We start from the raw sequence: 24,550 nt of genomic DNA on the forward strand, positions 1-24,550 counted from the left end.
GCGTCAGTCGCGCACCGGCCAGGCCACCACGGGGCCCAGCAGCCGCCCGGGCCCCCGCACGCCGCCGGCGTCCCGGACGACGTGGCGGTGCTCGTGGCTGCCGGCGGCGTGGGCGAGGGCCGCCAGCAGCAGCGTCAGCTCGGCCCGGTCCACGCCCGCGGTCAGGTCGGCCAGGTCGACCGGCTGCCCGTCGGCCAGGCCGGCCGCGGCCCGCAGCAGCCGCAGCTGGCCGCTGCTGCCGGTGATGACGCCGGCGCTCAGGGCGGCGTCGAGCTCGCCCCACTGCACGGCCGCCCACGGCCCCTCGTCCGCGTCGCCGTCCAGGGCGATCGCCACCAGCCCGGCCGACTGCAGCCGGGGCAGCCAGTGGCCGGAGTCGGCGAGCAGCAGCACCGCCGCCTCCAGCGCGTAGTCGCCCACGGCCGCCCGCAGCAGGGCGCTCTCCAGGTCGAGCAGGTCCAGGTCGATCGCCTGTGGTTCACCGAGCACCGGCACACCTCCTCCGTCGGTGTCCACTGTGCCCCCCGGGTACGACAGGTCGGGCGACGGCGCGGCTCAGAGGCCGGCCAGCGCGGCGGGCACCTCGCCCGGGGAGTCGACCACGACCGCCGCACCCGCGGCCAGCAGCTCGCCGGGCGGGGCCGGACCCCAGCCCGCGCCGACGCACGGCAGCCCGTGCGCGCGGGCACCCAGCACGTCCTGCGCCCGGTCGCCGACCAGCACCGGGCGGGCGCCGTCCGGGTGCGCGGCCAGCGCGGCGGCGACGACCTGGTCCTTGTGCCGCACCGCGCCGTCCAGGGTGGCCCCGTGCACGCTGTCGAAGGCGGCCAGCAGCCCGACGTGCGCCAGCACCCGCACCGCGAACGGCTCGGGCTTGCTGGTGGCCACGGCCAGCACCGCGCCGCCGGCGCGGAGCGTGCCGAGCAGCTCGGGCACCCCGGCGTAGACGGTCGCGTCGAACATCGCCCCGGCCGTGTAGTGCGCGCGGTACGCGGCCACCGCCCGCACCACGTCGTCCCCGCCGAGCCCGAAGGCGCCGGCGAAGCCGTCCTCCAGCGGCGGGCCGACCATCGCCCGCAGCTGCCCCGGCGTCGGCGCCGGCAGCCCCAGCTCGGCGGCGGCGACCCGGATCGAGGCCCAGATGCCCGGCGTGGAGTCGACCAGTGTGCCGTCGAGGTCGAACAGGACGAGCCGGCCGCCCTCTTCCCCGGCGGGTCCTGAGCTGGTTGCATGAAGTCTCAAGCAACACCCCTTCCCCGGAGGTCCGTCGCGATGACCCGCACCCAGTCCCTGCCCGCGACCACCCGCGCCCCCGGCTCGAGCACCGGCCGGGCGGTCCAGGCGACGGCCGCCCTGTCCGTGCTCGTCCTGCTGTGGCAGTTCGTCACCGCCGGGCGGCTGCTGTCGCAGGCCGACGCCATGGACGCCCACGGGACGGGCGCGATCGCGCTGCACGTCGCCGGCGCGCTGCTCGTCGTCGCCACCCTGCTGCACGCCCGGGCGGGCGGCGCACGGTGGCCGGTCGTGGTGTCCGCCGCGGTCTTCGTCGCCGGCTTCGTGCAGGCCGCGATCGGGGACGCCGGGAACATGACCGCGCACGTGCCCGGCTCCCTGGTGCTCACCGTCGGCACGGTCTGGGTCACGGCCTGGGCGTTCCGTCGGCACCCGGCGGCCTGAGCCGGCCGGTCACCCAGGCCCGCGCCTCCTCGACGGTCGCCACCGTCGGCACCCCGGCGGGCAGCGGCGGCCGGCGCACCAGCACGACCGGCAGCCCGAGCTCCCGGGCGGCGGTCAGCTTCGCCTCGGTCAGGTGGCCGCCGGAGTCCTTGGTGACGACGACGTCGACGGCGTGCTCCCGCATCAGCGCCAGCTCGTCGGCGACGCTGAACGGGCCGCGGTCCAGCAGCAGGGTGGCGCCGGCCGGCAGCGGCTCGTCGGGCGGGTCGACCGAGCGCACCAGCACCCGGCCCGGCAGGTCGGCGAAGACGGCGACCTCCTGCCGGCCGGTGGTCAGGAAGACGCTGCCGGCGCCGGCCACCGCCGCGGCGGCCTCGGCCAGCGAGTCGACGAACCGCCAGTCGTCCCCGGGCTGCGGCGTCCACCCCGGCCGTTGCAGCCGGAGCAGCGGGGTGCCGTGCGCGGCCGCCGCGGCGGCGGCCGACGCGGTGATCTGCGCGGCGAAGGGGTGCGTGGCGTCCACGACGGCGCCCGGACGGTGCTCGGCCAGCCAGGCCGCCAGGCCCTCGGGCCCGCCGAACCCGCCGATCCGCACCGGCCCCTCGGGCAGCACCGGCTCCGCCGTCCGGCCGGCCAGGCTGGACAGCACGTCGACGCCGTCGGCGAGCAGCGCGGCCGCCAGCCGGCGGGCCTCCCCGGTCCCCCCGAGCACCAGCACCTGACCGGTCACCGGCCACCTCCTGTCGCCAGACGCGTCCCGTCGCGGTGTCCGCGCCGGTCGACACCGCAGCCGGCCGCACCTCGACGTCCGGGCCGGTGACGCGGGCCGTGCACCATGGTGCCGTGAGCAGGGACGGCAGCGCGGGGCTGCGGCACGGCTGGACGACGGGCGCCTGCGCGACCGCGGCCACCACCGCCGCCTACACCGCGTTGCTCACCGGCGAGTTCCCCGACCCGGTGCAGATCGACCTGCCCAACGACCGGCACCCGGCGTTCGCGCTGGCCCGCGAGTCCCTCGGCACGGGCGAGGCGACCGTCGGCATCGTCAAGGACGCGGGCGACGACCCGGACGTCACCCACGGCGCGGTGGTCTCCGCCCGGGTCGTGCTCGCCGAGGCCGGCAGCGGCGTGACGTTCCGGGCCGGCGAGGGCGTGGGCACGGTGACCAAGCCCGGCCTGCCGCTGGCGGTGGGTGAACCGGCGATCAACCCGGTGCCCCGCCGGCTGATGACCGAGCACGTCGCCGCGGTCGCGCAGCGGTTCGGCGGCACCGGCGACGTGGTCGTCGAGGTGTCGGTGGCCGGCGGCGCCGAGCTCGCGCGACGCACCTGGAACCCGCGGCTGGGCATCCTCGGCGGGCTGTCCATCCTGGGCACCACGGGCGTCGTCGTCCCGTACTCGTGCTCGTCCTGGATCGACTCGATCCGCCGCGGCATCGACGTCGCCCGGGCGGCGGGCCGCACCCACGTCGCGGGCTGCACCGGGTCGACCAGCGAGCGGGTGGCGCAGGAGCTGTACGGCCTGCCCGAGGACGCGCTGCTGGACATGGGCGACTTCGCCGGCGCGGTGCTCAAGTACCTGCGCCGCCACCCGGTGCCGCGGCTGACGGTGGCCGGGGGCATCGGCAAGCTGGCCAAGCTCGCCGACGGCCACCTCGACCTGCACTCGGGGCGCTCGCAGGTGTCCTTCGCCGCGCTGGCCGAGCTGGTCGCCGGGGCGGGCGGCTCCGCCGGGCTGGTCGAGGGCGTGCGGACGGCGAACAGCGCGCTCGACGCCCTGCAGCAGTGCCAGGCCGCGGGGCTCCCGCTGGGCGACCTGGTCGCGGCCGGGGCCCGGCGGACGGCGGAGGGCGTGCTGCTCGGCGCCCCGGTCGCGGTCGACGTGGTGGTCATCGACCGCGCCGGCACTGTGGTCGGGAGAGCCTGACCAAGGCAGCCGCTGCCCCCCACCGCTCGCGAGCCCGCGGCGGGCCCCTGCAGCGGGGCCGGGGAGCGGGCCGCTCACCGCGGGCGCGTCGTGGAGTAGAGGTGGCTGTCCAGGAACTGCTCCGCGGCGAGCACCCGGCCGACGACCACGATCGCCGTCCGGCGGACACCGGCGGCGGTGACCTGGCCGGCGATGTCGGCCAGCGTGCCACGCAGCACCAGCTCGTCGTCCCGGCTGGCCCGCGCCACCACCGCGACCGGGCAGTCCGCGCCGTAGTGCGCCGCCAGCTCCGGGGCGAGCTCGTCCATCCGCTGCACGGCCAGGTGCAGCACCAGCGTCGCGCCGGTGGCCGCGTAGGCGGCGAGCGCCTCCCCCGGCGGCATCGGCGTCGACCGGGCCGACGTCCGGGTGAGGACGACGGTCTGCGCGACGCCCGGCACGGTGAGCTCGCGCTTGAGCGAGGCGGCGGCCGCGGCGAACGCCGGCACCCCCGGGACGACGTCGTAGGGCACCCCTGCGCCGTCCAGCCGGCGCATCTGCTCGGCCATGGCGCTGTAGACCGACGGGTCGCCGGAGTGCAGCCGGGCGACGTCCAGCCCCTCCTCGTGCGCGGCGACCAGCAGGGAGGTGATCTGGTCGAGGTCCAGGTCGGCGGTGTCGACCAGCCGGGCGCCCGCGGGGGCGCTGTCCAGCAGCTCGCGGGGCACCAGCGCGCCGGCGTACAGGCACACCGGGGCCGTGGCGATCAGCCGGGCCGCCCGCACGGTCACCAGGTCGGCGGCACCGGGCCCGGCCCCGATGAAGTGGACCGTCACCGGGTGGCCCCTCCCGTGGGAAGACGCGCGAAAGAGCGCGTGGGAAGACGCGCGAAAGCGCGCGTGGGAAGACGCGCGAAGGCGCGCGTGGGAAGACGCGCGAAAGCGCGGGTGGGAACGGGCGGGGTCATCGGGTCACGCTCCAGATCGTCACGGGCATGGCGGCCTTCCAGCCGGTGAAGCCGCCCACCGGCTGGGCGGTGGCGACCGAGAGCCGGGTCAGCTGACCGCCGCAGCGGCCGTACCAGTCGGCCAGCACGGCCTCGCTCTCCACGGTCACCGCGTTGACCACCAGCCGACCGCCGGGGCCGAGCGCCTCCCAGACGGTGTCCAGCAGCAGCGGCGTGGTGGCGCCGCCGCCGACGAAGACGGCGTCCGGGGCCGGCAGGTCGGCGAGCGCCTCCGGTGCCGTGCCCTCGACGACCTGCAGCCCGGGGACGCCGAGCCGGGCCGCGTTCTGCCGCACCCGGTGCGCGCGCTCGGGCCGGGCCTCGACCGCGACGGCCCGGCAGGAGGGGTGCACCCGCATCCACTCGATGCCGATCGAGCCCGCGCCCGCGCCGACGTCCCACAGCAGCTGCCCGGGCAGCGGGGCCAGCCGGGACACGGTCACCGCCCGGACGTCGCGCTTGGTCAGCTGCCCGTCGTGGCGGTAGGCGTCGTCGGGCAGCCCGGGGACCGTCGGCAGCGGCACGGTGCCCGCGTCGGCGAGCACCTCGACCGCGGTCACCACCAGCGGGTCGGTGTCCGGGTACGACCAACCGGCCGCCGTGCCCTCGAACCGGCGCTCGCCCGGCCCGCCCAGCTGGGCCAGCGCGGTCAGCCGGCTCGCGCCGTAGCCCCAGTCGCGCAGCCGGCCGGCGACCGCACCGGGCGTGGACCCGTCGGCGCCGAGCACCACCAACCGGCGGCCGGGGGTCACCTGGGGGGCGAGCAGGTCCAGCGGCTTCCACACGACCGAGACGACGGTGGTCTCCTCCACCGACCAGCCCAGCCGCGAGCAGGCCAGCGTCACCGACGACGGGTGCGGGACGACGTCGACCGCGGCAGCGCCGAACCAGCGGACCAGGGTGGTGCCGATCCCGGAGTACATCGGGTCGCCGCTGGCCAGCACCACGACCCGGCGGCCGGGGTGGGCGGTGGGCAGCTCGCGCACGGCCAGCGCCATCGGCGAGGGCCACGGCACGCGCTCGCCGGGGACGTCGTCCGGCACCAGCGAGAGCTGTCGGGCGCTCCCGCGCAGCACCGCGGCGCCCCTGATCGCCCGTCGCGCGGTCGGGGACAGCCCCTCCCAGCCGTCGGCCCCGATGCCGACGACGGTGACGGTCCACCCCTCCGGTGCACTCACGCGGTGTCCACGGGCGCGACTCCGACCTCGATCCGCTCCTCGGTCGCCGGCGCTCCCTGCGATGCTCCCTCGGCCGTCGTCACGCCGGCAACTCCCCCTCCGGGCCGGCCGCCTCCGCCAGCAGCCGCTCGCGCAGCTCCTCGGGCAGCAGGTCGACGTAGACCGTGCCCTCGAGGTGGTCGACCTCGTGCTGCAGGCAGCGCGCGGCCATCCCGGTCGCCTCGATCGAGGTCGGGTCGCCGTGCACGTCGACGCCGTCCACCCGGGCCCGGAAGGCGCGCTCCAGCTCCGCGTAGGGGCCGGGCACCGACAGGCAGCCCTCCTCGGTCAGCTCGACCGCGGGCTCGTCGCCGACCGGCTCCAGCACGGTGAGCACCGGGTTCACCACGTAGCCCACGACGTCCTCGCCCTCGGCGTCCGGGCAGTCGATGACGAACACCCGGGCGTCGACGCCGATCTGGTTGGCCGCCAGCCCGACCCCGTCCGCGGCGTGCATGCTCGCGAACATGTCCAGCAGCAGGTGCCGCAGGTCGCGGTCGAAGGTGGTGACCGGGGTGCACGGGCGGTGCAGCACGGGGTTGCTGCCGTAGGTGACGATCGGCTTCGCGACGCCGTCGTAACGGCCGGGCAGGCGCATGACCGTCGATCCTAGGGACGGCGCGGCTCGCTACCGTCACCGCGATGCCCACCGCCGACGCCCGCGCCCTGCCGCACCGGCGGGGCCGGCAGCACCCCGTCCGGGACACCGGTGCCGCCACCGCCGCGGGGCTCGCCCTCGGCGCGGTCGCCGACCTGCTGCTGGCCGACCCCCGCCGGGGTCACCCGGTCGCCGGCTTCGGCCGGGCGGCGGCCGCGCTCGAGCGCGTCCTCTGGCGCGACTCCCGTGCCGCGGGGGTGGCCCACGTGGCGGTCTGCGTGGGGACGGCGACCGCGCTGGGCGCGACCGCGCAACGGCTCACCGGAGGCCGGCCGCTGGCCCGGACCGCGCTGACCGCCGCCGCCACCTGGGCGGTGCTCGGCGGCACCTCGCTGGGGCGCGCCGCCGGCACCATGGCCGCCCACCTGGACGCCGGCGACCTGGCGGCGGCCCGCGCGCACCTGCCCACGCTGGCCGGCCGGGACCCGAGCGGGCTGGGCGAGCCGGAGCTGGTGCGGGCCACCGTCGAGTCGGTCGCGGAGAACACCTCCGACGCCGCTGTCGCACCGCTGTTCTGGGGTGCGGTGGCCGGCGTCCCCGGGCTGCTGGCCTACCGCGCCGCCAACACGCTGGACGCGATGGTCGGGTACCGCTCGGCGCGGTACCTCCGGTTCGGCTGGGCCGCCGCCCGGCTGGACGACGTCCTCAACTGGGTGCCCGCCCGGGTCACCGCCGCGCTCACCGTGCTGACCGCCCCGCTGGCCGGCGGCTCCCCGGCCGGTGCCTGGCGGGCCTGGCGGCGGGACGGCGCCGCGCACCCCAGCCCGAACGCCGGCCGGTGCGAGGCCGCCCTGGCCGGCGCCCTGGAGCTCCGGCTGGGCGGCCGCAACGTGTACGGCGAGCGGGTGGAGGAGCGACCCACGCTCGGCGACGGTCAGCCCCCGGTGCGCGGGGACATCCGGCGGGCGGTCCGGCTCTCCCGCGCGGTGTGGACGGCGGCCGCGGTCGTCGCCGCGACGAGCCGGCCGGCCCGCCGGCGCTGAGCGCGGCGCGGCAGCACGCCGCGCGCCGCCGGCAGCACCGGGAACCCCGCCGGGTCGACCCGGGCGTGGCTGGCCGGCGGGTCGGCCGGGCCCCGGCCACCGCGGACGGCGATGACGAGCGTGACGACGGACAGGCCGCCCAGCCCGAGCAGGAACAACAACACGAGGACTCCACCTGAGGTCATGACCCCACGGTGGCATCGTCAGCCCTGGCGAAAAGCAGGCCAATCCGGCATGGTGGCCTCATGCCACCGCTGCTCGACCAGTCCACCCCGGCCCAGGAGCTGGCCGCGTTGATCGGTCCCGTGGACTCCCTCCCCGCCCCGCGGTACGCCGGCCTGGCCCGCCGGGTGCGCGAGCTGGTGACCGCCGGGCAGCTCCCGGCCGGCAGCCGGCTGCCCGCCGAGCGCGACCTGGCCACCGCGCTGGCGACCAGCCGGGTGACGATCGCGTCGGCCTACCGGGTGCTCCGCGAGGAGGGCTGGGCTCAGACCCGGCACGGCTCCGGCACGGTCGTCGACGTGCCCGGCTCCGGCGGCGACGGCGGCGCGGGCTGGCTGCCCCGCGTGGCGCCCGGCCTGATCGACCTCGCGCACGCCGCGCCGCCGGCCGCACCGCAGCTGCTGCCGGCCTACGCGCGCGCCCTCGAGCAGCTGCCCGCCTCCGTCGGCGGCAACGGGTACGCCCCGCACGGCCTGCTGGAGCTCCGCGAGGCGGTCGCCGCCCGGTTCACCGCGCGGGGGCTGCCGACCGACCCGGAGCAGGTCGTCGTCACCGCGGGGGTGGGCGACGCGACCGCCCTCGCGCTGGAGCAGCTGCTCGAGCCGGGCGACCGGGTGCTGGTCACGCACCCGACCTACGCCGGCTCGCTGCGGATGGTGGAGGCCGGCCACGGCCGGCTCGTCCCGGTCGCCACCGACCCCGCCTCCCCCGACGACCTGGTGGCCGCCGCCCACGCCGCCGCGCGGCAGAGCGCACCGCGGCTGGCGCTGCTGGAGCCGGACTTCGCCAACCCCACCGGCGCCCGCCTCTCCGCCGCCGGACGGCGCCGGCTGGCCGCCACGCTGTGGCAGCAGGGGGTGCTCACCGTCGTCGACGAGGTCAGCGCCGAGCTGCACCTCGACGGGGAGGCGCTGCCGCCCTACGCAGCCGGCCTGCCCGACGCGGCCGTCGTCACGGTGGGCGGGCTGAGCAAGGCGGTGTGGGGCGGGATGCGGATCGGCTGGCTGCGCACCGACGCCGCGCTGGCCGACCGGCTGGGGACGGCCTACGCCCGGCGCCAGCTCTCCGTCGGGCTGCTGGACCAGCTCGCCGCCACCCTGCTGGTCCGGGACCTGGACGCCGTCCTGGCCGGACGCCGGGCGGAGCTGCGCGTCCAGCGCGACGTGCTGCTGTCGGCGCTGGCCGAGCAGCTGCCGGACTGGCAGGTGCGCCCCCCGGCCGGCGGGCTCTCGCTGTGGTGCACGCTCCCGCCCGGGCTGAGCTCGGCCGCGCTGGCCGCGGCCGCCGCACCGCGCGGGCTGCTGCTGGCCGAGGGCCGGGCCTTCGGCACCGGGCACGCCTTCGACGACCACCAGCGGCTGCCCTACACCCGGCCCGCCGACGAGCTGCGGGAGGCGGTCGACGTGCTGGCGGCGCTCAGCCAGGGCCTCCGCGGCGGCGCCGGGCAGACCGTCGTCCGGGCCCGCACCGTCGTCTGAACCGGGCGCCGCAGGGCCGCCCCGCACGCCGTGCGGGGCGGCGGGGATCGCGGTAGCTTGCTGGCACTGGAGCGGTCGACCTGCATGCGGTCGACGGGTCACCGTGGGTCGAACGCACGGCTGGGTGACCCCCACCGGAGGAGTCCGGTGCGCAACGGCAGAGAATGGGCGCCGCCATGTCCACCACCTCCGCGCTGCCCCGCCAGACAGCGATCCCCCCACGCCCGCAGGCACCGAGCCGTCCCGTCCCCGCCTCCCCCGCGGCGGGTTCCCGGCCGGCCGGCCGGTTCCGCGGCGACCTGGCCACCGACCAGTGGTGGTGGTCGCCCGAGCTGTACGACCTGCTCGGGGCGGTCCCCGGGCAGGGGCAGCCCTCGCTCGGGGCGCTGCTGGCCCCGGTGCACCCGGTGGACTGCCCGGGGCTCCGCGCCGCGCTGAGCGCCGCCGGCACCGTCGGCACCCCCGTCACCCGCGAGTACCGGGTGACCGGGCCGGGCGGTGCGGACCGCACCCTCCTGCTGGTCTGCGAGCCGGAGACCGACGGCGCCGGCCGGGTCACCGCGCTGACCGGGCTGGTGGTCGAGGTGGGCCGCGACCGCGTGGCCCCGCCGGCGGACGAGCAGCTGCACCGGCTGGAGACCGAGGTCGAGCAGCTGCGCAGCGCGATGGCCAGCCGGGCGGCGATCGAGCAGGCCAAGGGCGTGCTGATGCTGCTGGTGGGCTGCGGTGAGCAGGTGGCCTTCGACCTGCTGGCGCACATCTCCAGCCACACGCACCGCAAGGTCCGCGACGTCGCCGCGGCGATCATCGACTCGGCCCGGGGGCAGAGCCCGCTGCCCGACGACGTCCGCGAGATCCTGCACGACGCGACCCCGCCCGGCCGCGCGACGGCCTGACGGACCGGACCGGACCGGACCGGACCGGCCCGCCCTCCCGCACCCGCCGGTCTCCTCCAGACGCCCGTCGGAGAGGATCCTGGGACGCCCGGGCCGACGAGGGCCCGGGACGAGGGAGGGAGCCGCGGCGTGTTCTACGTGCTCGTGCGGTTCGTGCTGCGGCCGCTGGTGTTCGTGGTCTTCCGGCCCACGGTGGTCGGCCGGGAGAACGTGCCGCTCACCGGACCGGTGATCCTGGCCAGCAACCACCTCTCCTTCATCGACAGCATCGGCATCCCGCTGATGGCGCCGCGCAAGGTCGCCTACCTGGCCAAGGCCGAGTACTGGCGGAGCCCGGGCATCGGCGGGTGGGTCTCCCGGACGCTGTTCACCGCGCTCGGTGCGCTGCCGGTCGAGCGGGAGGCGTCCCGGGCCGCGCAGCAGGCGCTGGACACCGCGATGGGCGTGCTGCGGGCCGGCGGCGCCTTCGGGATCTACCCCGAGGGCACCCGCTCCCGCGACGGCCGGCTGGCCCGCGGCAAGACCGGCGTGGCCTGGCTCGCGCTGACCGCCGACTGCCCGGTGGTGCCGGTGGCCGTGCACGGCACCGACAAGATCCAGCCGATCGGCGCCCGCTGGCCGCGGCTGGCCAAGGTCTCGGTCACCTTCGGCGAGCCGCTGACCTTCCCCGAGCACCGCGGCCTCGCCGGCAAGGGCAAGGCGCGCCGCGAGGTCACCGACCAGGTCATGGAGGCCATCGCCGCGCTGTCGGGCCAGGAGAAGGCCGGCTGGGGCACGCCCTCCGCGGCGGCATGAGCGGGGCGCTGCTCGTCGCCGGCACCACCTCCGACGCCGGCAAGTCCGTGGTGACCGCCGGCATCTGCCGCTGGCTGGCCCGCCAGGGCGTGCGGGTGGCGCCGTTCAAGGCGCAGAACATGAGCAACAACTCGATGGTCACCGCCGACGGCGCCGAGATCGGCCGCGCCCAGGTGATGCAGGCCGCGGCCGCCGGGGTCGAGCCGGAGGCCGCGATGAACCCGGTGCTGCTCAAGCCCGGCGGGGACGACGCCAGCCAGGTCGTCGTCCTGGGCCGGGCCGTCGCCGACGTCACCGCGCTGTCCTACCGGCCGATGAAGGCCGCGCTGCTGGAGCAGGCGCTGGCCTGCCTGGCCGACCTGCGGTCGCGGTTCGACGTGGTGGTCTGCGAGGGCGCGGGCTCCCCCACCGAGATCAACCTGCGCGCCGACGACATCGCCAACATGGGCCTGGCCACGGCCGCGGACCTCCCGGTCGTGGTGGTCGGCGACATCGACCGCGGCGGGGTGTTCGCCGCCCTCTACGGCACCGTCGCGCTGATGCCGCCGGGCGACCAGCGGCTCGTCGCGGGCTTCCTGGTCAACAAGTTCCGCGGCGACGTGCGGCTGCTGACCCCCGGCCTGGACCAGCTCGCCGCCCTCACCGGCCGGCCGACGCTGGGCGTGCTGCCCTGGCAGACCGGGCTGCACCTGGACGTCGAGGACTCCCTCGGCGTCGGGGTCGCCGAGCCCTCGGGCCCCCCGCACGGTGCCGACGTGCTGCGGGTGTCGGTGGCCCGGCTGCCCCGGCTGTCGAACTTCACCGACCTCGACGCGCTGGCCGCCGAGCCCGGCGTGCTGCTGCGCTACGCCACCCGCCCCGAGGAGCTCGCCGACGCCGACCTCGTGGTGCTGCCCGGCACCCGCTCCACCGTCGCTGACCTGGCCTGGCTGCGCGCCACCGGGCTCGCCGACGCGGTCGCCCGCCGGGCCGCCGAGGGCCGGCCGGTGCTCGGCATCTGCGGCGGGCACCAGATGCTGGCCCGCACGATCACCGACGACGTGGAGTCGCGCGCCGGCGTCGTCCCCGGGCTGGGGCTGCTGCCCACCGAGGTGGTCTTCGCGCCGGCCAAGACGCTGGGCCGGCCCACCGGGACCGCGCTCGGCCAGCCGGTGCGCGGGTACGAGATCCACCACGGCGAGGTGCGCGTCGACGACGGCGCCGAGCCCTTCCTGGACGGCGCCCGGGCGGGCTCGGTCTACGGGACGACGTGGCACGGAGCGCTGGAGGGCGACGGGTTCCGCCGTGCGTTCCTCACCGAGGTGGCCCGGGTCGCCGGCCGCCGCTTCGTGGTCGCGCCGGACACCGACTTCGCCGCCGTCCGGGAGGCCCGGCTGGACGCGCTGGGCGACCTGGTCGCCGAGCACGCGGACACCGACGCGCTCTGGCGGCTGCTCGAGTCCGGCCCGCCGCCCGGCCTGCCGGTGCTGTCCGCCGGCCTCGGCGTGGGCTAGGGCCCGGCGCCCCGGCCCGCTAGCGTGGCCTCCGTGCAGCCCGCCCTCGCGACCGAGCCCACCGACGCCCAGGTGCTGGCCGGCTACCGCCCGCCGTCCCAGCTCGTCCTGGACAAGGTCATCGACCGCGTCGACGAGCACTGCCGGGCCTTCATCGGCCTGTCCCCGTTCGCCACGCTGGCCACCGCGGACGCCGACGGGTTCCCGGAGGTCTCCCCGCGCGGCGGCGACCCGGGCTTCGTGCACGTGCTCGACGAGCACCGCCTGGCGCTGCCCGACCGGCAGGGCAACAACCGCGTCGACAGCCTGCGCAACCTGGCCGTCAACCCCCGCGCCGCGCTGCTGTTCTTCGTGCCCGGCGCCGAGGAGACGCTCAAGGTGTTCGGGACGACGACGATCGTGGACGCCGACACCCTGGACGTCGACCTGGTCGAGTTCGGCCGGGCACCGAAGTCGGTGGTCGTGCTGACCGTCGAGCGCGCCTACTTCCACTGCGGCAAGGCCGTCATGCGGTCGGGGCTGTGGGACCCGGAGCGGCAGGTCGACCGGTCGACCATGACGCCCTTCGGGCAGGTGCTCAAGGACCACTGCCGGCTCGACGTCGCCCTGCCCGACGACGCCACCATCCGCGCGGACCTGGCCCGCGAACTCTGAGAGGACCCCCTCCTCCCTCCCCACCCCTCGCAGGCTCGGGGCGGTGCCCTGGGGGGGCCGGGTACCGACGGGAGCCCTTTTCGTCGGTGGCCGGCCGTAGCGTCCCGGCATGGCACACGAGTTCCAGGTGACGATCGACTCCACCGCGCCGCACCCGCTCGCCGACTGGTGGGCCGAGGCGCTCGGCTGGGAGCGGGAACCCACCGACGAGGCGTTCATCCGGCGGATGGTCGACGAGGGCCACGCCGCCGAGTCCGACACGATGCGGCACGACGGCCAGCTGGTCTGGACCGCCGGCTCCGCCATCCGGCACCCCACCGGCGCGGCGCCCCGGGTGCTGTTCCAGCTGGTGCCCGAGCCCAAGACGGTCAAGAACCGGGTGCACCTCGACGTCCGGGTGGGCGCGGAGCACGTGGCGGCCGAGGTCGAGCGGCTGACCGGGCGCGGGGCCACGGTGCTGCACCACGGCCGGCAGGGCCCCTACACCTGGGTGACCCTCGCCGACCCCGAGGGCAACGAGCTCTGCCTCACCTGAGGTGGCGCGCCCGGGTCAGCCCCGGGGATGAGCAGCCGACCCGGGAGATCAACCCGGGGTCCGACGCCGTCGGTCGTCCCGGACGGGATGCTCCTCGACGGGTGCCGACGGCGGGATGCCCGGTGGCGGGCATGGGCCCATCCCACAGGTCAGCCGCCCGACACCACCCGCTGGAGCGACGTCCCGGGGCCGCTCGTCCCCTACCTTCCCCTCACCACAGCGCCTCGACAGGGAGACCCATGCGCATCCTCCGTGCTCCTGCAGCACTCGCCGCCGCCACCACCGTGGCGTTGCTGCTCGCCGGCTGTTCCGGGTCCGGCGGCGCGCCGGCGGCCGAGGCCGCCGAGCAGGAGTCGCCCCTGACCGAGTACTTCGACGCCGTGTACGGCGGCGACCTCTCGCCGGAGGAACAGGAACGGCAGTTCGCCGAGCAGCAGGAACAGGAGCAGGAGCTCGTCGCCCAGTGCATGCAGGAGGAGGGCTTCGAGTACACGCCCGACACGTCCTCGAGCACGTTCTACTCCGGTGAGGACACCGAGTGGGAGCCCGATGACCGGGACTGGGTGGCCCAGTACGGGTACGGCGCGGTCAACTCCCCGTTCACCGAGCAGCCGACACCGGCAGAGGACGAGTACGTCGACCCCAACGCCGACTACGTGGCCACCCTCTCGGAGTCCGAGCAGACGGCGTTCTACGAGGCGCTCTACGGCCCGACCCCCACGGAGGAGGAGATGGCCGAGGACGCCTCGGTCGAGTACGACTGGCAGACCGCAGGCTGCCAGGGCGCGGCCCAGCACGAGGTCGCCGGCGAGGACGTGTCGCAGTCGGAGGAGTTCAAGCCCCTCTTCGACGCCATCGACGCGTTCTACGGGGACATGGCGTCGTGGCCGGGGATGGCCGAGCTGGACGCCGAGTGGGCCGCGTGCATGGACGCCGCCGGCCACGGCGGCTTCACCGCCCAGGCCGATGCGCAGAACTCCGTCTACGAAGAGCTGAACGCGCTCTACGAGGAGATGCCCACGTCGGAGGAGGGCATCTCCGCCGAGCCGGACGAGGCTGCCCGCGACGCCATCGCCGAGCGGGAGGTGCAGCTCGCCCTCGCCGACCTCGGCTGCCGGGAGGAGACCGACCACCGCGACCGCACCGCCGAGATCACCCGCGAGGCCGAGCAGCAGTTCGTCGACGACCACCAGCAGGAGCTGGACGCGATGAAGGCCGCCGCCGAACAGGCCGGCGAGTGACGGGTCCGACCGAGGGACCCGCGACCGAGCCGGTCCCGCTCGTCGAGCACCTCGCCGGACCGGACACGACCCCTGGGGCTCCGTCCCGGTGGGCGGCCTGGCCGGCCCTGCTCCGCCGCAACCGCCCGCTCTGGGTCACCGCCACGGTGGCGGCCGTGGCGTTGGTCGCCGGGCTGCTCGTCGGCCGGTTCGTGGTCGCGCCCGACAGGGCCGGGGCCGACGCGCCGGCGCCGGGCCTGGTCACCGTGCCGGTCGCCTTCGGGGCGCTGAGCAACGACGTGACGATCCGGGGCGAGGTCGGCTACGCCGACTCGGTGGAGGTCACCCTGGACACCTCGGCCATCTCCGGGCCCGCGGTGGTGACCGGGCAGGTGCCCGGGATCGGCTCGGAGCTCGGCCCGCTGGGCATCGCCCTGGAGATCGCCGGCCGACCGGTCATCGTGCTGCCCGGGGAGCTCCCGGCCTACCGGACGCTGCGCATCGGCGTCTCGGGACCCGACGTCGTCCAGTTCAAGCAGGCCGCGCGGGCGGTCGGCCTGGACGCCGGCGACCCGGCCGGCGACGTGTTCGACCGGACCGCCGCGGACGCGGTCACCGCGCTGTACACCCAGGCCGGCTACCCGGCACCGGCGCCCGAGGAAGGGGCCGAGGAGGGCGTGCTGGCCGCCCAGGACTCCGTGCGGGCCGCCGAGCAGGCCGTCGCCGCGGCACAGGCCGAGCTGGCCAGCGCCCGGAACGGCCCGTCGGCGGTCGACGTCCGGGCGGCGGACAACGCCGTCGCCAGTGCCCAGCGGGCGCTGGACGCCGCGCTGGCCACCACCCCGGACGACCCGGTGACGATCGGTGACCTGCGGGACTCCCTGGCCCTGGCCCAGCTGCAGCGCCAGGCGCTGGCCGCACCGGCCGACACCAGCGGGCAGCGCGCCCAGCTGTCCGCGGCGCAGACCCAGCTCGGCCAGGCCCGCGAGGGGCTGACCCGGGCGCAGCAGGCCGTCCTGCCGTCGCTCCCCGCCGGGGAGGTGCTCTACCTCGGGCAGCTGCCGCGCCGGGTCGACGCGGTGGAGGCGAAGCGGGGTGCCGTGCTCGCGGGCGCGGCCATGACGGTGTCCGGGGCGACCCTGGGCCTGTCCGGGACGGTGGCCGCTGCCGACGCGCGGCTGCTCAGCCCCGGGATGGCAGCGTCCTTCGAGCTCCCCGACGGCGCCGACCAGGCTGCCACGATCACCGAGGTCACCCCGGGCGAGGGCGACGAGGCCCGGTGGACGGTGCACCTGGAACCGGCACCGCTCACCCCCGAGCAGGTCACCCAGTTGCAGGGTGCCAACGTGCGGGTCGGGATCCCGGTCGGCGCCACGGACGGGGAGGTCCTGTCCGTGCCCCTGGCTGCGCTGAGCGCCGGCCCCGGCGGCGAGTCGCGGGTCGAGGTCGTCGACGGCGATCCCCGCGAGGGCGACCGCGCCGACACCCACCTGGTCGTCGTCGAGACGGGGCTGGCCGCCGACGGCGCCGTCGAGGTGCGCCCGGTGGACGGTGACCTGGTCGAGGACGACCTCGTGGTGGTCGGTCGGTGACGGTGCAGTCCGCCGCACCCGTCGCCACACCCGAGCGCGAGCCGGTCGCGGTCCCGGCCATCGAGCTCCGGGACGTCACCCGGTCCTTTCCCGGCCCCCCGGAGGTGCAGGCGCTCAAGGGCGTGAGCATCGCCGTCGGCGAGGGCGACTACGTCTCGATCACCGGCCCCAGCGGGTCGGGCAAGTCCACGATGCTCAACATCCTGGGGCTGCTCGATCGGCCGACGGTCGGCGAGTACCGGCTGGGAGGCGTGCTCACCAGCTCGCTCGGCGAGGACGACCGGGCGGCGGTGCGAGCCCGCCAGCTGGGCTTCGTCTTCCAGGCCTTCCACCTGATGTCCCGGCGCAGCGTGCTGGAGAACGTGCTGCTGCCGATGCTCTACAACGGCACGCCACGAGCCGAGCGCGAGCCGCGGGCCCGGGAGGCGCTGCAGCGGGTCGGGCTCGGGCACCGCATCGACTTCCTGCCCGGCACGCTCTCCGGGGGCGAACGCCAGCGGGTCGCCGTCGCCCGTGCAGTGGCGAGCCGACCCCGCGTCCTGCTGGCCGACGAACCGACCGGCAACCTCGACCAGGCGACGTCGGCGGAGATCATGGACCTGTTCGAGGAGCTGCACGCCGACGGGCTGACCCTCGTGGTCATCACCCACGACGGAGCCGTCGCCCGGCGGGCCTCGCGGCAGGTCAGGCTCACCGACGGCCGTGTGAGCGACGCCGGATGACCGACGAGCACCCGGTCCCGCCGCGTCCCCCGCGCCGGCCCGGCCGGGCCGGGCCCGGCCGGGTCCGGGCACGGCGGACCGGCCCGCCCACGGCCGGAGCCGGTCGGCCTGCCTGGCTGCGCCGGCCCGGGCGCCCGGACGCCGCGCCGATCGCCCGGCCGGTGGACCCCGCCGACCGGTTCCGCCTCACCGACCTGCTCGGTGAGGCGACGGCGGACATCGGCGCCCGGCCCGGACGCCTCGTGACGACGATGGTCGGCACCGTGCTGGGCATCGCCGCACTGATCGCCACCATCGGCCTCGCCCAGACCGCCGCCGGCCAGATCGCCCGCCAGTTCGATGCCAACGCCGCCACCCAGCTCGTGGTCACCCCGACGACGGCGAGCACCGGCGGTGGCGGGACCGTGGCCGCCGGGATGCTGCCCTGGGACGCCGTCCCCCGCCTCGAGCGCCTGGCCGGCGTCGAGTCGGCAGCGCTGCTCGCCGAGGTGCCGCTGCCCGACGCGGTCATCACGGCCGTGCCGGTCAACGACCCCTCCCAGCCGCCGACCGCGGCACCACCGGTCTACGCGGCCTCCGCGGAACTGCTGGACACGGTGGGCGGGCAGCTCGCCACCGGCCGGTTCTTCGACGCCGGACACGACTCCCGGGCCGACCGGGTGGCGGTGCTCGGCGCTCGCGCCGCGGAGCGGCTGGGCATCCAGCGGGTCGACACCCAGCCGTCGGTCTTCGTGGACGGCATCGCCTACGCCGTCGTCGGGGTGGTCGAGTCGGTCGACGTGCGGGCGGAGCTGCTCAACGCCCTGCTCGTCCCCACCGGCACGGCGCGGGCCGACTTCGACCTGCCTGCCCCCGGCGACGCCCAGGCCCGCATCGCCGTCGGGGCCGGGCCGCAGCTCCGCGCCCAGGCGGCGCTCTCGCTGGCCCCCGACGACCCGGAGAGCCTGCAGGTTCGGGCCCCGGACGGCCGGTCGGACCTGGGGCGGGAGGTGCAGGCCGACGTCAACGGGGTGTTCGTCGTCCTCGGGGTGATCGTGCTCCTCGCCGGCGGGGTCGGGATCGCCAACGTGACCATGCTGTCGGTCATGGAACGCGTCGGCGAGATCGGCCTCCGCCGGGCCGTCGGCGCGACGGGGCGGCAGATCGCCGGCCAGTTCGTCGCCGAGTCGGTGGTCATCGGCCTGCTGGGCGGCCTGATCGGCGCGGCGCTGGGCGTCTTCTCCGTCGTCGGCATCTCGGTGGCCCGGGACTGGACGCCGGTGGTCGACCCGTGGGTGGCCCTGGGCGGCGCCCTGCTCGGCTCGGTGCTGGGGCTGCTGGCCGGTGGGCTGCCGGCCCGCCGCGCCGCGCGGATCGAACCGGTGGACGCCCTCCGTGGCGGCACCTGACGAGCCGCGCCGACCGGCCCGGGATCAGCTGGGGGTGCTCATCTCCCGTTCGACGTCGCGGGCGGCCCGGCGGTCGGCGACGGTGCGCTGCGCGAGCAGCCGGCGCCGCTCGTCCTGCTGCCGCCGCCCCGTGCGGTAGCGGGCGTCCTCGACGAGCTGCCAGGCCGCCAGGGCGCTGGCGCGCACGCCCGGGATCGTGCCGACCTGGACCGGGTGGACCGGCTCCGCTGTGGTCATCTGCTGACCCTCTCCCCCGTGGCGGCCGGTGCTCGGCCGTCGGTGCATGTGTGGCCCGGCCCGGGTTCTCCCAACCGCGATGTGACCGGTCAGTCCTGCCCTGCGCACCATCTGTCACGAGGATCACACGCGTGTCGTTCTGCTGGCAGCGGCCGCGCCGACGCCGTCACCCCCGGGCGGCGTGTCGGGCCGGGGCACGCCGCGACGGCCGGGCGAGGGCATCCCCTACCGTGCCGTGCGTGGCGAGCAGTGGGTGGCGCAGGGTCCTCGGTCGGCTGGTCGACGTCGCGGTGCGGTCGGCCACCGCGCCCACGACGTCACGCAGGCAGCGCCGCGCGGCTGCCCGGCCGTCGGCGGGACCGTCGTCGAGACCGTCGTCGGAGCAGCCGACGGGGCAGTCGGCGGGTCAGCCGCTCCGTGCCCCGCTGCCCCAGGCCGGCCCGCCCCGGTCCCGGAAGGCGGCCGGGGAGCACTCCGGGCCGGTGCACGTCGAGTACCGGCCGCACCCGGACGACGACCCGGACCCCGGCGAGGTGGTCTGGGCGTGGGTCCCCTTCGAGGAGGGCGACGGCCGGGGCAAGGACCGGCCGGTGTTGGTGATCGGCCGGGACGGCGACGCGCTCCTGGCGCTGATGATGAGCAGCAAGGACCACGACCTCGACGCCGCCGACGAGGCCCGGCACGGCCGGCACTGGGTCGACGTGGGCACCGGCGCGTGGGACCGGCAGGGCCGGCCGAGCGAGGTGCGGGTGGACCGGGTGTTGCGGATCGCGCCCGCCGACGTCCGCCGCGAGGGCGTTGCGCTGGGCCGGGACCGCTTCGACGAGGTGGCCGCGGCGGTCAACCGGCAGCACGGCTGACGGGGGGCGCCCCGGCAGCGGAGGCGTCAGGCGCCGTCCGGGGCGGTCGAGGGCTCCGCGGCCGCGTCGTCGTCCCGCGAGGTGCGCACCCGCAGGTGGTAGACCCCGGCCGAACCGGTCAGCGACTGCAGGTCGTAGCGGTGCACGACCTTCGGCCCGCCGTGCAGGTGCACGTGCGTGACGACCGGCAGCGGGTCGCCGTGCCGCGCCTCGCGGACCTCGACCCGGCCGTCGAGCGGACCGCCCACGAAGAGCAGCACGGCGTCCTCCACGCGGGTGCTGCTGGTCACGTCGTCCTCCGCACTGGGTCCGTCCCCGGTCGCCTGGCACACCCGGACCAGGGTAGGCGTGCACCCGCGCCCGCGAGGTGACCGCGGCATGACGTTCACCCGCCCCGGGGGCGCAGCAACCGCGCCAGCAGCGGGGCGGAGAAGAGCATCACGAACAGCCGCAGCACCTGCACCGCCAGCACGAACGTCGCGTCGGCGCCGCTGCCGGTCGCGGTGGCCAGCACCGCGTACAGCCCGCCCGGCGTGGTGGCCAGGTAGCCGTCGAGCAGGCTCACCCCCGCCGTCCGGGACAGCACCACCCCGAGCCCGGCGCAGGCGGCGACCGCCCCGACGATCAGCGTCAGGGCCAGCGGCAGCGCCCGGCCGACCACCCGCAGGCTGTCCCGGGTGAACCCCAGCCCCACCTGCAGGCCGATGGCGAGGAAGCCGGCCGCCTCGACGAGGTCCGGCACGCCGGCGCCCTGCGACCCCCCGGTCAGGTCCAGCACCGCGGCCACCGCCATCGGGCCGAGGAGCGAGCCGACCGGCAGCCGGCTGAGCCGGCCGAGGACGACGCCCACCACCCCGCAGACCACGGTGAACAGCAGCCCGGCCGGCCAGCCGGGACCGTCGTCGGCGGGGACCGCGCCGCTGCCGGACGAGGCGCCGTAGACGGTGGTCGCCACCACCGGCATCGCCACCACGATGAGCAGCACCCGCAGGTACTGCAGCACGGCGACCACCTGCTCGTCGGCGCCCAGGTCGCGGGCCATCGCGGTGATCCCCGACGCCCCGCCGGCGATCATCGAGAAGGCGCCGGTGACCGGGCTGATCCCGCGCTGCAGCCGCATCAGCTGACCGGCGGCCAGGCTGACCAGCAGGGTCGCCACGGTCACCGCCAGCACCGGCAGCCAGTGCTCGGCGACGGTGCGGAGGGTGTCGGTCTGCACCAGCGCGCCGATCGAGACGCCGATGACCGCCTGCGCCCCGAGCCCGGCGGCCCGGGGCAGCCGCAGCCGGGTGCGGCCCAGCAGCGCCCGGCCCAGGCCGGCGACCAGCCCGCCGAACAGCGCCGCGGACGGGACGCCGAGCAGCTCCAGCAGCGCCCCGGCGGCGACGGCCACCACGAGGACGACGGCCCAGCCCAGCAGCGTCCTCCGCCGTCCGTCGTCCACGCCGGTCACTGTGCCTCAGCGGCCGGGATCGCCCCCGACGATGCGGCGGAGCTCGGCCACGTGCGCGTCGAACGCCGTCCGGCCGGCCTTGGTGAGCGCGAGGCTGGTGCGCTGCCGGGAGGCGATCGTCGCCTTGCGCACCTGCACGTAGCCCGCCTCCTCCAGCTGCTTGACGTGCTTGGAGAGGACCGAGTCGCTGACGGCCACCGCGTCCCGGACCGCGGCGAACTCCATCGTGTCGACGGCGGCGAGCAGCCCGCAGATCTGCAGCCGCGGCGGCGGGTGGATGACCGCGTCGAAGTGCGGCGCGACGGCGGTCACCGGCCGGCCCGCAGCCCGGCCGCGAAGACCCGGGTCACCCACCGGCCGAGCAGCGCGACCGTGGTGCCGAGCAGCACGCCGACGACGACCATCGCCCCGCGCAGGTCGAGCAGGTGCTCGGCGGCGGCGCCGGCAGCGAGCAGCACGCCGTAGCCGACCGCCCACCAGCGGACGGCCCGCCGGACGCGCTCCTGGACGGGGCCGACCTGCCGGGCGTCCCACCAGGTCCCGGTGCGGCGCCGGTAGACCGCGACCAGCACGCGCAGGCAGCCGAGGTAGCCGACCAGGGCGGCCAGGACCACCCAGGTCCGGTGCGCCGCGTAGCTGCTGACGAACCCGGCGAAGAGCACACCGGAGGCGACGTCCCACCACCACGGCTGGACGATGCGGTCGGCGAGCGCGGCGCGGTCGGCGTCCAGGACGTCGAGCTGGGCGGCCGCGGCTTCCCGGTCGGAGACCCCGTCGGTCACCGCTCGCCCCGCAGCTCGGCGGCGTACGCACGTCCCCAGCGCCGCCCGAACAGGGTGACCGCGAGGCCGAGGACGGCGCCCGCGGGCACCATCACCCAGTGGTGGTCGAAGCCCTCCGCGAGCACGAACGCCGGCAGCAGGACGACGACCACCACGGCGATCCACTGCGCCATCGTCCTCGGGTCGATGTTCACCCAGACGCCGGTGATCCGCTTGTAGGCCGAGACCAGGACGGCCAGGCCGGCGAAGAACACGACCATCGACGGGAAGGTGACCCAGAGCGAGTCGGCGGCGTAGGAGGAGAGGAACCCGAACAGCAGCAACCCGAGCGCGACGTCGTACCACCACGGCGCGACGACCCGGTCGGCCAGCGCCGTCCGGTCGGCCTGCAGGGCAGCGAGCTGCGCGGCGGCGTCGTCCCGGTCGATCCTGTTGCTTTCCATGTCGGAAAGAGTGGCCCATCACTTTCCACTTCGTCAAGAGACACGCCCCTGTCGCCTGCCCGGTGCGGCGTGGTCTGATGGCCGTCCAACTGCGACGGCAGTGGAGGAAGCCCGGTGGAACTCCGGCGCGGTCCCGCCACTGTGAGCCGGCAGCTCGCCTCGGGGAGCGGCCGGTGAGTCAGGAACTCCCGCCGTCGCTTCCTGCCACCTCCGGGCGTGGACACCCGGGGAGAGGACCCGTGGTCTGCTCATGACCTACCCCTTCGGCGCCGTCGTCGGCATGGACGACATGCGGCTCGCCCTGCTGCTCAACGCCGTCTCCCCCGCCGTGGGCGGGGTGCTGGTGCGTGGCGAGAAGGGCACCGCGAAGTCGACGACGGTGCGCGCGCTGGCCGCCGTGCTGCCCCCGGTGGACGTCGTCGCCGGCTGCCGCTTCGCCTGCGACCCCGCCGCCCCCGACGCCGAGTGCCCCGACGGCCCGCACATGCCCGGCTCCCCCGCCCTCACCCGCCCGGCCCGGCTGGTCGAGCTGCCGGTGGGCGCCTCGGAGGACCGGCTGGTCGGCTCGCTGGACCTGGAGCGGGCGCTCACCGAGGGCGTGAAGTCCTTCGAGCCCGGCCTGCTGGCCGGCGCCAACCGCGGCGTGCTCTACGTCGACGAGGTCAACCTGCTGCACGACCACCTGGTCGACCTGCTGCTGGACGCCGCCGCGCTGGGCCGCGCCTACGTCGAGCGCGAGGGCGTCTCGGTGCGGCACGCCGCCCGGTTCCTGCTGGTCGGCACCATGAACCCGGAGGAGGGCGAGCTCCGCCCCCAGTTGCTGGACCGGTTCGGGCTCACCGTCGAGGTCGCCGCCCCGCGGGACGCGGACCTGCGGGCCGAGGTGGTCCGCCGGCGGTTCGGCTACGACGCCGACCCGGCCGGCTTCGCCGCCGCGTGGGCCGACTCGGAGTCCGACCTGGCCCGGCAGATCGCCGACGCCCGCGCCCGGCTGCCGCGGGTGGTCCTCTCCGACGCCGCGCTGCGCCAGGTCACCAGCGTCTGCGCCGCCTTCGACGTCGACGGGCTGCGCGCCGACCTGGTCACCGCCCGCGCCGCGATCGCGCACGCCGCCTGGTGCGGCCGGGACGAGGTGACCGAGGACGACGTCCGGGTCGCCGCCCGGCTCGCGCTGCCGCACCGCCGCCGGCGCAACCCCTTCGACGCCCCCGGGCTGGACGAGGACACCCTGGAGCAGGCGCTGTCCGACGCCCGCCCGGAGGACGACCCAGCCCCGCCCGAGGGCACCGACCCTCCCGACGGCGGCCCCGACGACGACCCGCAGGGCGGCCCCCAGGGCGGCCCCCAGGGCGGAGATGGCCATGATCGCCCCTCCCAGGAGGGCGGAGATGGCCGTGTTCGCCCGGAGGGGGACGGCGGGGGTGGGTCTGCGGACGACGGGCCGACCACGGCACCGCAGGGTGAGGGCGGCGGGCGCACCGACGCCGCCCCGGCACCGGAGCAGGCCGCCGTCGCCCCGGACGCACCGTTCCGCGTGACGCGGCTGGAGGTGCCCGGCATCGGCGCGGGCGCGGCCGGCCGGCGGTCGCGAGCCCGCAGCGAGCGCGGCCGGGTGGTCGGCTCCCGCCGTCCCGAGGCCGCGGTCACCAAGCTCCACCTGGTCGACACCGTGCTCGCCGCCGCGCCGCACCAGCGGGCCCGCGGGCGCAGCGGCACCGGGCTCCGGGTGGAGCGCGCCGACCTGCGCCAGGCCACGCTGGAGGGCCGCGAGGGCAACCTGGTGCTCTTCGTCGTCGACGCCAGCGGCTCGATGGGCGCCCGCTCCCGGATGGCCGCGGTCAAGGGCGCCGTCCTCTCCCTGCTGATGGACGCCTACCAGCGCCGGGACAAGGTCGGGCTGATCACCTTCCGCGGCGGCGAGGCCGAGCTGGCGCTGCCGCCGACCTGGTCGGTGGAGGCCGCCGCGGCCCGGCTGACCAGCCTGCCCACCGGCGGCCGCACGCCGCTGGCCGCCGGGCTGTTGCGAGCGCACGAGACGCTGCGCCTGGAGCGGGTGCGCGACCCGCAGCGCCGTCCGCTGCTGGTCGTGGTCACCGACGGCCGGGCCACCGGCGCCCGCGGCGGCGACCACCTCGGCGACGCGCGCCGGGCCGCCGGGCTGCTGGCCGCCGGCGGGGTGGCGGGCATCGTCGTCGACTGCGAGTCCGGGCCGGTGCGGCTCGGGCTGGCGGCCTCGCTCGGGACGGCGCTCGGCGCGCAGACCCTGCGGCTCGAGGACCTCGGCGCCGACAGCCTCGCCGGCACCGTCCGCGCCGTCCGAGAGGCGGCGTAGCG

The 24,550-nt window shown here is 76.9% G+C and carries 28 protein-coding genes and 1 riboswitch; of the genes, 15 read left to right on the top strand and 13 right to left on the bottom strand.

Translation table 11 applies throughout. The features are described from left to right. Positions 1-3: 3 nt before the first annotated feature. Both HL054_RS19870 and HL054_RS19875 read right to left on the bottom strand, forming a co-directional pair. Positions 4-489 carry a hypothetical protein gene (locus tag HL054_RS19870; protein ID WP_369140819.1) on the bottom strand — a complete coding sequence of 162 codons (486 nt, stop codon included), beginning with the start codon at positions 487-489 and terminating at the stop codon, positions 4-6. A gap of 66 nt (positions 490-555) precedes the next feature. Then, positions 556-1,242, bottom strand: a complete 687-nt coding sequence (locus HL054_RS19875; protein WP_369140820.1) for an HAD hydrolase-like protein — start codon at positions 1,240-1,242, stop codon at positions 556-558. Between the two features lie 30 nt (positions 1,243-1,272). Between HL054_RS19875 and HL054_RS19880 the strand changes: the two genes are divergently transcribed. After that, the gene (locus HL054_RS19880) at positions 1,273-1,677 is read left to right on the top strand and encodes a hypothetical protein (protein WP_369140821.1); all 405 of its coding nucleotides are present in this window, start codon (positions 1,273-1,275) and stop codon (positions 1,675-1,677) included. On the opposite strand, the gene HL054_RS19885 is transcribed toward HL054_RS19880, so the two are convergent. Beyond that, a complete protein-coding gene (locus HL054_RS19885; RefSeq protein WP_369140823.1) occupies positions 1,640-2,407 on the bottom strand; it encodes a cobalt-precorrin-6A reductase in 768 nt (255 codons plus the stop codon). The genes HL054_RS19880 and HL054_RS19885 overlap by 38 nt on opposite strands. 113 nt (positions 2,408-2,520) lie before the next feature. Here HL054_RS19885 and HL054_RS19890 point away from each other — a divergent pair, with 113 nt between their 5' ends. Further along, the gene (locus tag HL054_RS19890; protein WP_369140824.1) at positions 2,521-3,603 is read left to right on the top strand and encodes a cobalt-precorrin-5B (C(1))-methyltransferase; all 1,083 of its coding nucleotides are present in this window, start codon (positions 2,521-2,523) and stop codon (positions 3,601-3,603) included. A gap of 74 nt (positions 3,604-3,677) precedes the next feature. Here the strand turns inward: HL054_RS19890 and cobM are convergent, their stop codons facing one another. The 3 genes from cobM to def all read right to left on the bottom strand — a co-directional run bounded on the left by cobM (position 3,678) and on the right by def (position 6,403). Further along, a complete protein-coding gene (cobM, locus tag HL054_RS19895; protein ID WP_369140825.1) occupies positions 3,678-4,418 on the bottom strand; it encodes a precorrin-4 C(11)-methyltransferase in 741 nt (246 codons plus the stop codon). 127 nt (positions 4,419-4,545) lie between these two features. Further along, the gene (gene cbiE / locus HL054_RS19900; RefSeq protein WP_369140826.1) at positions 4,546-5,766 is read right to left on the bottom strand and encodes a precorrin-6y C5,15-methyltransferase (decarboxylating) subunit CbiE; all 1,221 of its coding nucleotides are present in this window, start codon (positions 5,764-5,766) and stop codon (positions 4,546-4,548) included. Between the two features lie 79 nt (positions 5,767-5,845). Then, the gene (gene def, locus HL054_RS19905) at positions 5,846-6,403 is read right to left on the bottom strand and encodes a peptide deformylase (protein ID WP_369140827.1); all 558 of its coding nucleotides are present in this window, start codon (positions 6,401-6,403) and stop codon (positions 5,846-5,848) included. Between the two features lie 44 nt (positions 6,404-6,447). On the opposite strand from def, the gene HL054_RS19910 reads away from it, so the two are divergent. Next, the gene (locus HL054_RS19910) at positions 6,448-7,446 is read left to right on the top strand and encodes a cobalamin biosynthesis protein (protein WP_369140828.1); all 999 of its coding nucleotides are present in this window, start codon (positions 6,448-6,450) and stop codon (positions 7,444-7,446) included. Here HL054_RS19910 and HL054_RS19915 read toward each other — a convergent pair. Further along, on the bottom strand, positions 7,338-7,631 hold the full coding sequence (locus HL054_RS19915) for a hypothetical protein (RefSeq protein WP_369140829.1): 294 nt from the start codon (positions 7,629-7,631) through the stop codon (positions 7,338-7,340). The two genes, HL054_RS19910 and HL054_RS19915, sit on opposite strands and share 109 nt — an antisense overlap. A 60-nt stretch (positions 7,632-7,691) precedes the next feature. Here HL054_RS19915 and yczR point away from each other — a divergent pair, with 60 nt between their 5' ends. The 10 genes from yczR (at position 7,692) to HL054_RS19965 (ending at position 18,441) form a co-directional block, all read left to right on the top strand. Continuing rightward, positions 7,692-9,146, top strand: coding sequence for a MocR-like transcription factor YczR (gene yczR, locus HL054_RS19920; RefSeq protein WP_369140830.1), 1,455 nt, complete (start codon positions 7,692-7,694; stop codon positions 9,144-9,146). 176 nt (positions 9,147-9,322) lie between these two features. After that, on the top strand, positions 9,323-10,042 hold the full coding sequence (locus tag HL054_RS19925; protein WP_369140831.1) for an ANTAR domain-containing protein: 720 nt from the start codon (positions 9,323-9,325) through the stop codon (positions 10,040-10,042). A gap of 129 nt (positions 10,043-10,171) precedes the next feature. Next, the gene (locus HL054_RS19930) at positions 10,172-10,837 is read left to right on the top strand and encodes a lysophospholipid acyltransferase family protein (protein WP_369140832.1); all 666 of its coding nucleotides are present in this window, start codon (positions 10,172-10,174) and stop codon (positions 10,835-10,837) included. Continuing rightward, a complete protein-coding gene (locus tag HL054_RS19935; RefSeq protein WP_369140833.1) occupies positions 10,834-12,330 on the top strand; it encodes a cobyric acid synthase in 1,497 nt (498 codons plus the stop codon). The genes HL054_RS19930 and HL054_RS19935 overlap by 4 nt, the downstream gene beginning before the upstream one ends. Before the next feature lie 33 nt (positions 12,331-12,363). Then, positions 12,364-12,984: an MSMEG_1061 family FMN-dependent PPOX-type flavoprotein gene (locus HL054_RS19940; RefSeq protein ID WP_369140834.1), complete on the top strand. Its 621-nt coding sequence runs from the start codon at positions 12,364-12,366 to the stop codon at positions 12,982-12,984. A gap of 109 nt (positions 12,985-13,093) precedes the next feature. Further along, on the top strand, positions 13,094-13,519 hold the full coding sequence (locus tag HL054_RS19945; RefSeq protein WP_369140835.1) for a VOC family protein: 426 nt from the start codon (positions 13,094-13,096) through the stop codon (positions 13,517-13,519). Between the two features lie 239 nt (positions 13,520-13,758). Beyond that, positions 13,759-14,760, top strand: a complete 1,002-nt coding sequence (locus tag HL054_RS19950; RefSeq protein WP_369140836.1) for a hypothetical protein — start codon at positions 13,759-13,761, stop codon at positions 14,758-14,760. A 155-nt stretch (positions 14,761-14,915) separates the two neighbouring features. Beyond that, on the top strand, positions 14,916-16,331 hold the full coding sequence (locus HL054_RS19955; RefSeq protein ID WP_369140837.1) for a hypothetical protein: 1,416 nt from the start codon (positions 14,916-14,918) through the stop codon (positions 16,329-16,331). Beyond that, the gene (locus HL054_RS19960) at positions 16,328-17,053 is read left to right on the top strand and encodes an ABC transporter ATP-binding protein (RefSeq protein WP_369140838.1); all 726 of its coding nucleotides are present in this window, start codon (positions 16,328-16,330) and stop codon (positions 17,051-17,053) included. The genes HL054_RS19955 and HL054_RS19960 overlap by 4 nt, the downstream gene beginning before the upstream one ends. Further along, a complete protein-coding gene (locus HL054_RS19965) occupies positions 17,050-18,441 on the top strand; it encodes an ABC transporter permease (RefSeq protein WP_369140839.1) in 1,392 nt (463 codons plus the stop codon). The genes HL054_RS19960 and HL054_RS19965 overlap by 4 nt, the downstream gene beginning before the upstream one ends. Positions 18,442-18,465: 24 nt before the next feature. Here the strand turns inward: HL054_RS19965 and HL054_RS19970 are convergent, their stop codons facing one another. After that, entirely contained in the window at positions 18,466-18,678 is a 213-nt protein-coding gene (locus tag HL054_RS19970) for a hypothetical protein (protein ID WP_369140840.1), read from the bottom strand. Between the two features lie 482 nt (positions 18,679-19,160). On the opposite strand from HL054_RS19970, the gene HL054_RS19975 reads away from it, so the two are divergent. Then, on the top strand, positions 19,161-19,538 hold the full coding sequence (locus HL054_RS19975) for a type II toxin-antitoxin system PemK/MazF family toxin (RefSeq protein ID WP_369140841.1): 378 nt from the start codon (positions 19,161-19,163) through the stop codon (positions 19,536-19,538). Positions 19,539-19,564: 26 nt separating this feature from the next. Here the strand turns inward: HL054_RS19975 and HL054_RS19980 are convergent, their stop codons facing one another. The 5 genes from HL054_RS19980 to HL054_RS20000 form a co-directional block, all read right to left on the bottom strand. Then, complete coding sequence (locus HL054_RS19980) at positions 19,565-19,828, bottom strand: hypothetical protein (protein ID WP_369140842.1); 264 nt, start codon at positions 19,826-19,828, stop codon at positions 19,565-19,567. Between the two features lie 95 nt (positions 19,829-19,923). Beyond that, on the bottom strand, positions 19,924-20,982 hold the full coding sequence (locus HL054_RS19985) for an AbrB family transcriptional regulator (protein ID WP_369140843.1): 1,059 nt from the start codon (positions 20,980-20,982) through the stop codon (positions 19,924-19,926). Between the two features lie 15 nt (positions 20,983-20,997). Further along, positions 20,998-21,303 (bottom strand): transcriptional regulator, encoded by a 306-nt coding sequence (locus HL054_RS19990; protein WP_369140845.1) that lies wholly within the window; start codon positions 21,301-21,303, stop codon positions 20,998-21,000. Beyond that, entirely contained in the window at positions 21,300-21,773 is a 474-nt protein-coding gene (locus HL054_RS19995; RefSeq protein WP_369140846.1) for a hypothetical protein, read from the bottom strand. The genes HL054_RS19990 and HL054_RS19995 overlap by 4 nt, the downstream gene beginning before the upstream one ends. Beyond that, complete coding sequence (locus HL054_RS20000; protein ID WP_369140847.1) at positions 21,770-22,216, bottom strand: hypothetical protein; 447 nt, start codon at positions 22,214-22,216, stop codon at positions 21,770-21,772. The genes HL054_RS19995 and HL054_RS20000 overlap by 4 nt, the downstream gene beginning before the upstream one ends. A 61-nt stretch (positions 22,217-22,277) precedes the next feature. Next, a riboswitch (cobalamin riboswitch) is annotated at positions 22,278-22,426 on the top strand. A gap of 40 nt (positions 22,427-22,466) precedes the next feature. On the opposite strand from HL054_RS20000, the gene HL054_RS20005 reads away from it, so the two are divergent. Beyond that, a complete protein-coding gene (locus HL054_RS20005) occupies positions 22,467-24,548 on the top strand; it encodes a putative cobaltochelatase (protein WP_369140848.1) in 2,082 nt (693 codons plus the stop codon). The last annotated feature ends 2 nt before the right edge of the window (positions 24,549-24,550 follow it).

Source organism: Modestobacter versicolor, from assembly GCF_041028285.1.
GTDB lineage: Bacteria > Actinomycetota > Actinomycetes > Mycobacteriales > Geodermatophilaceae > Modestobacter > Modestobacter versicolor_A.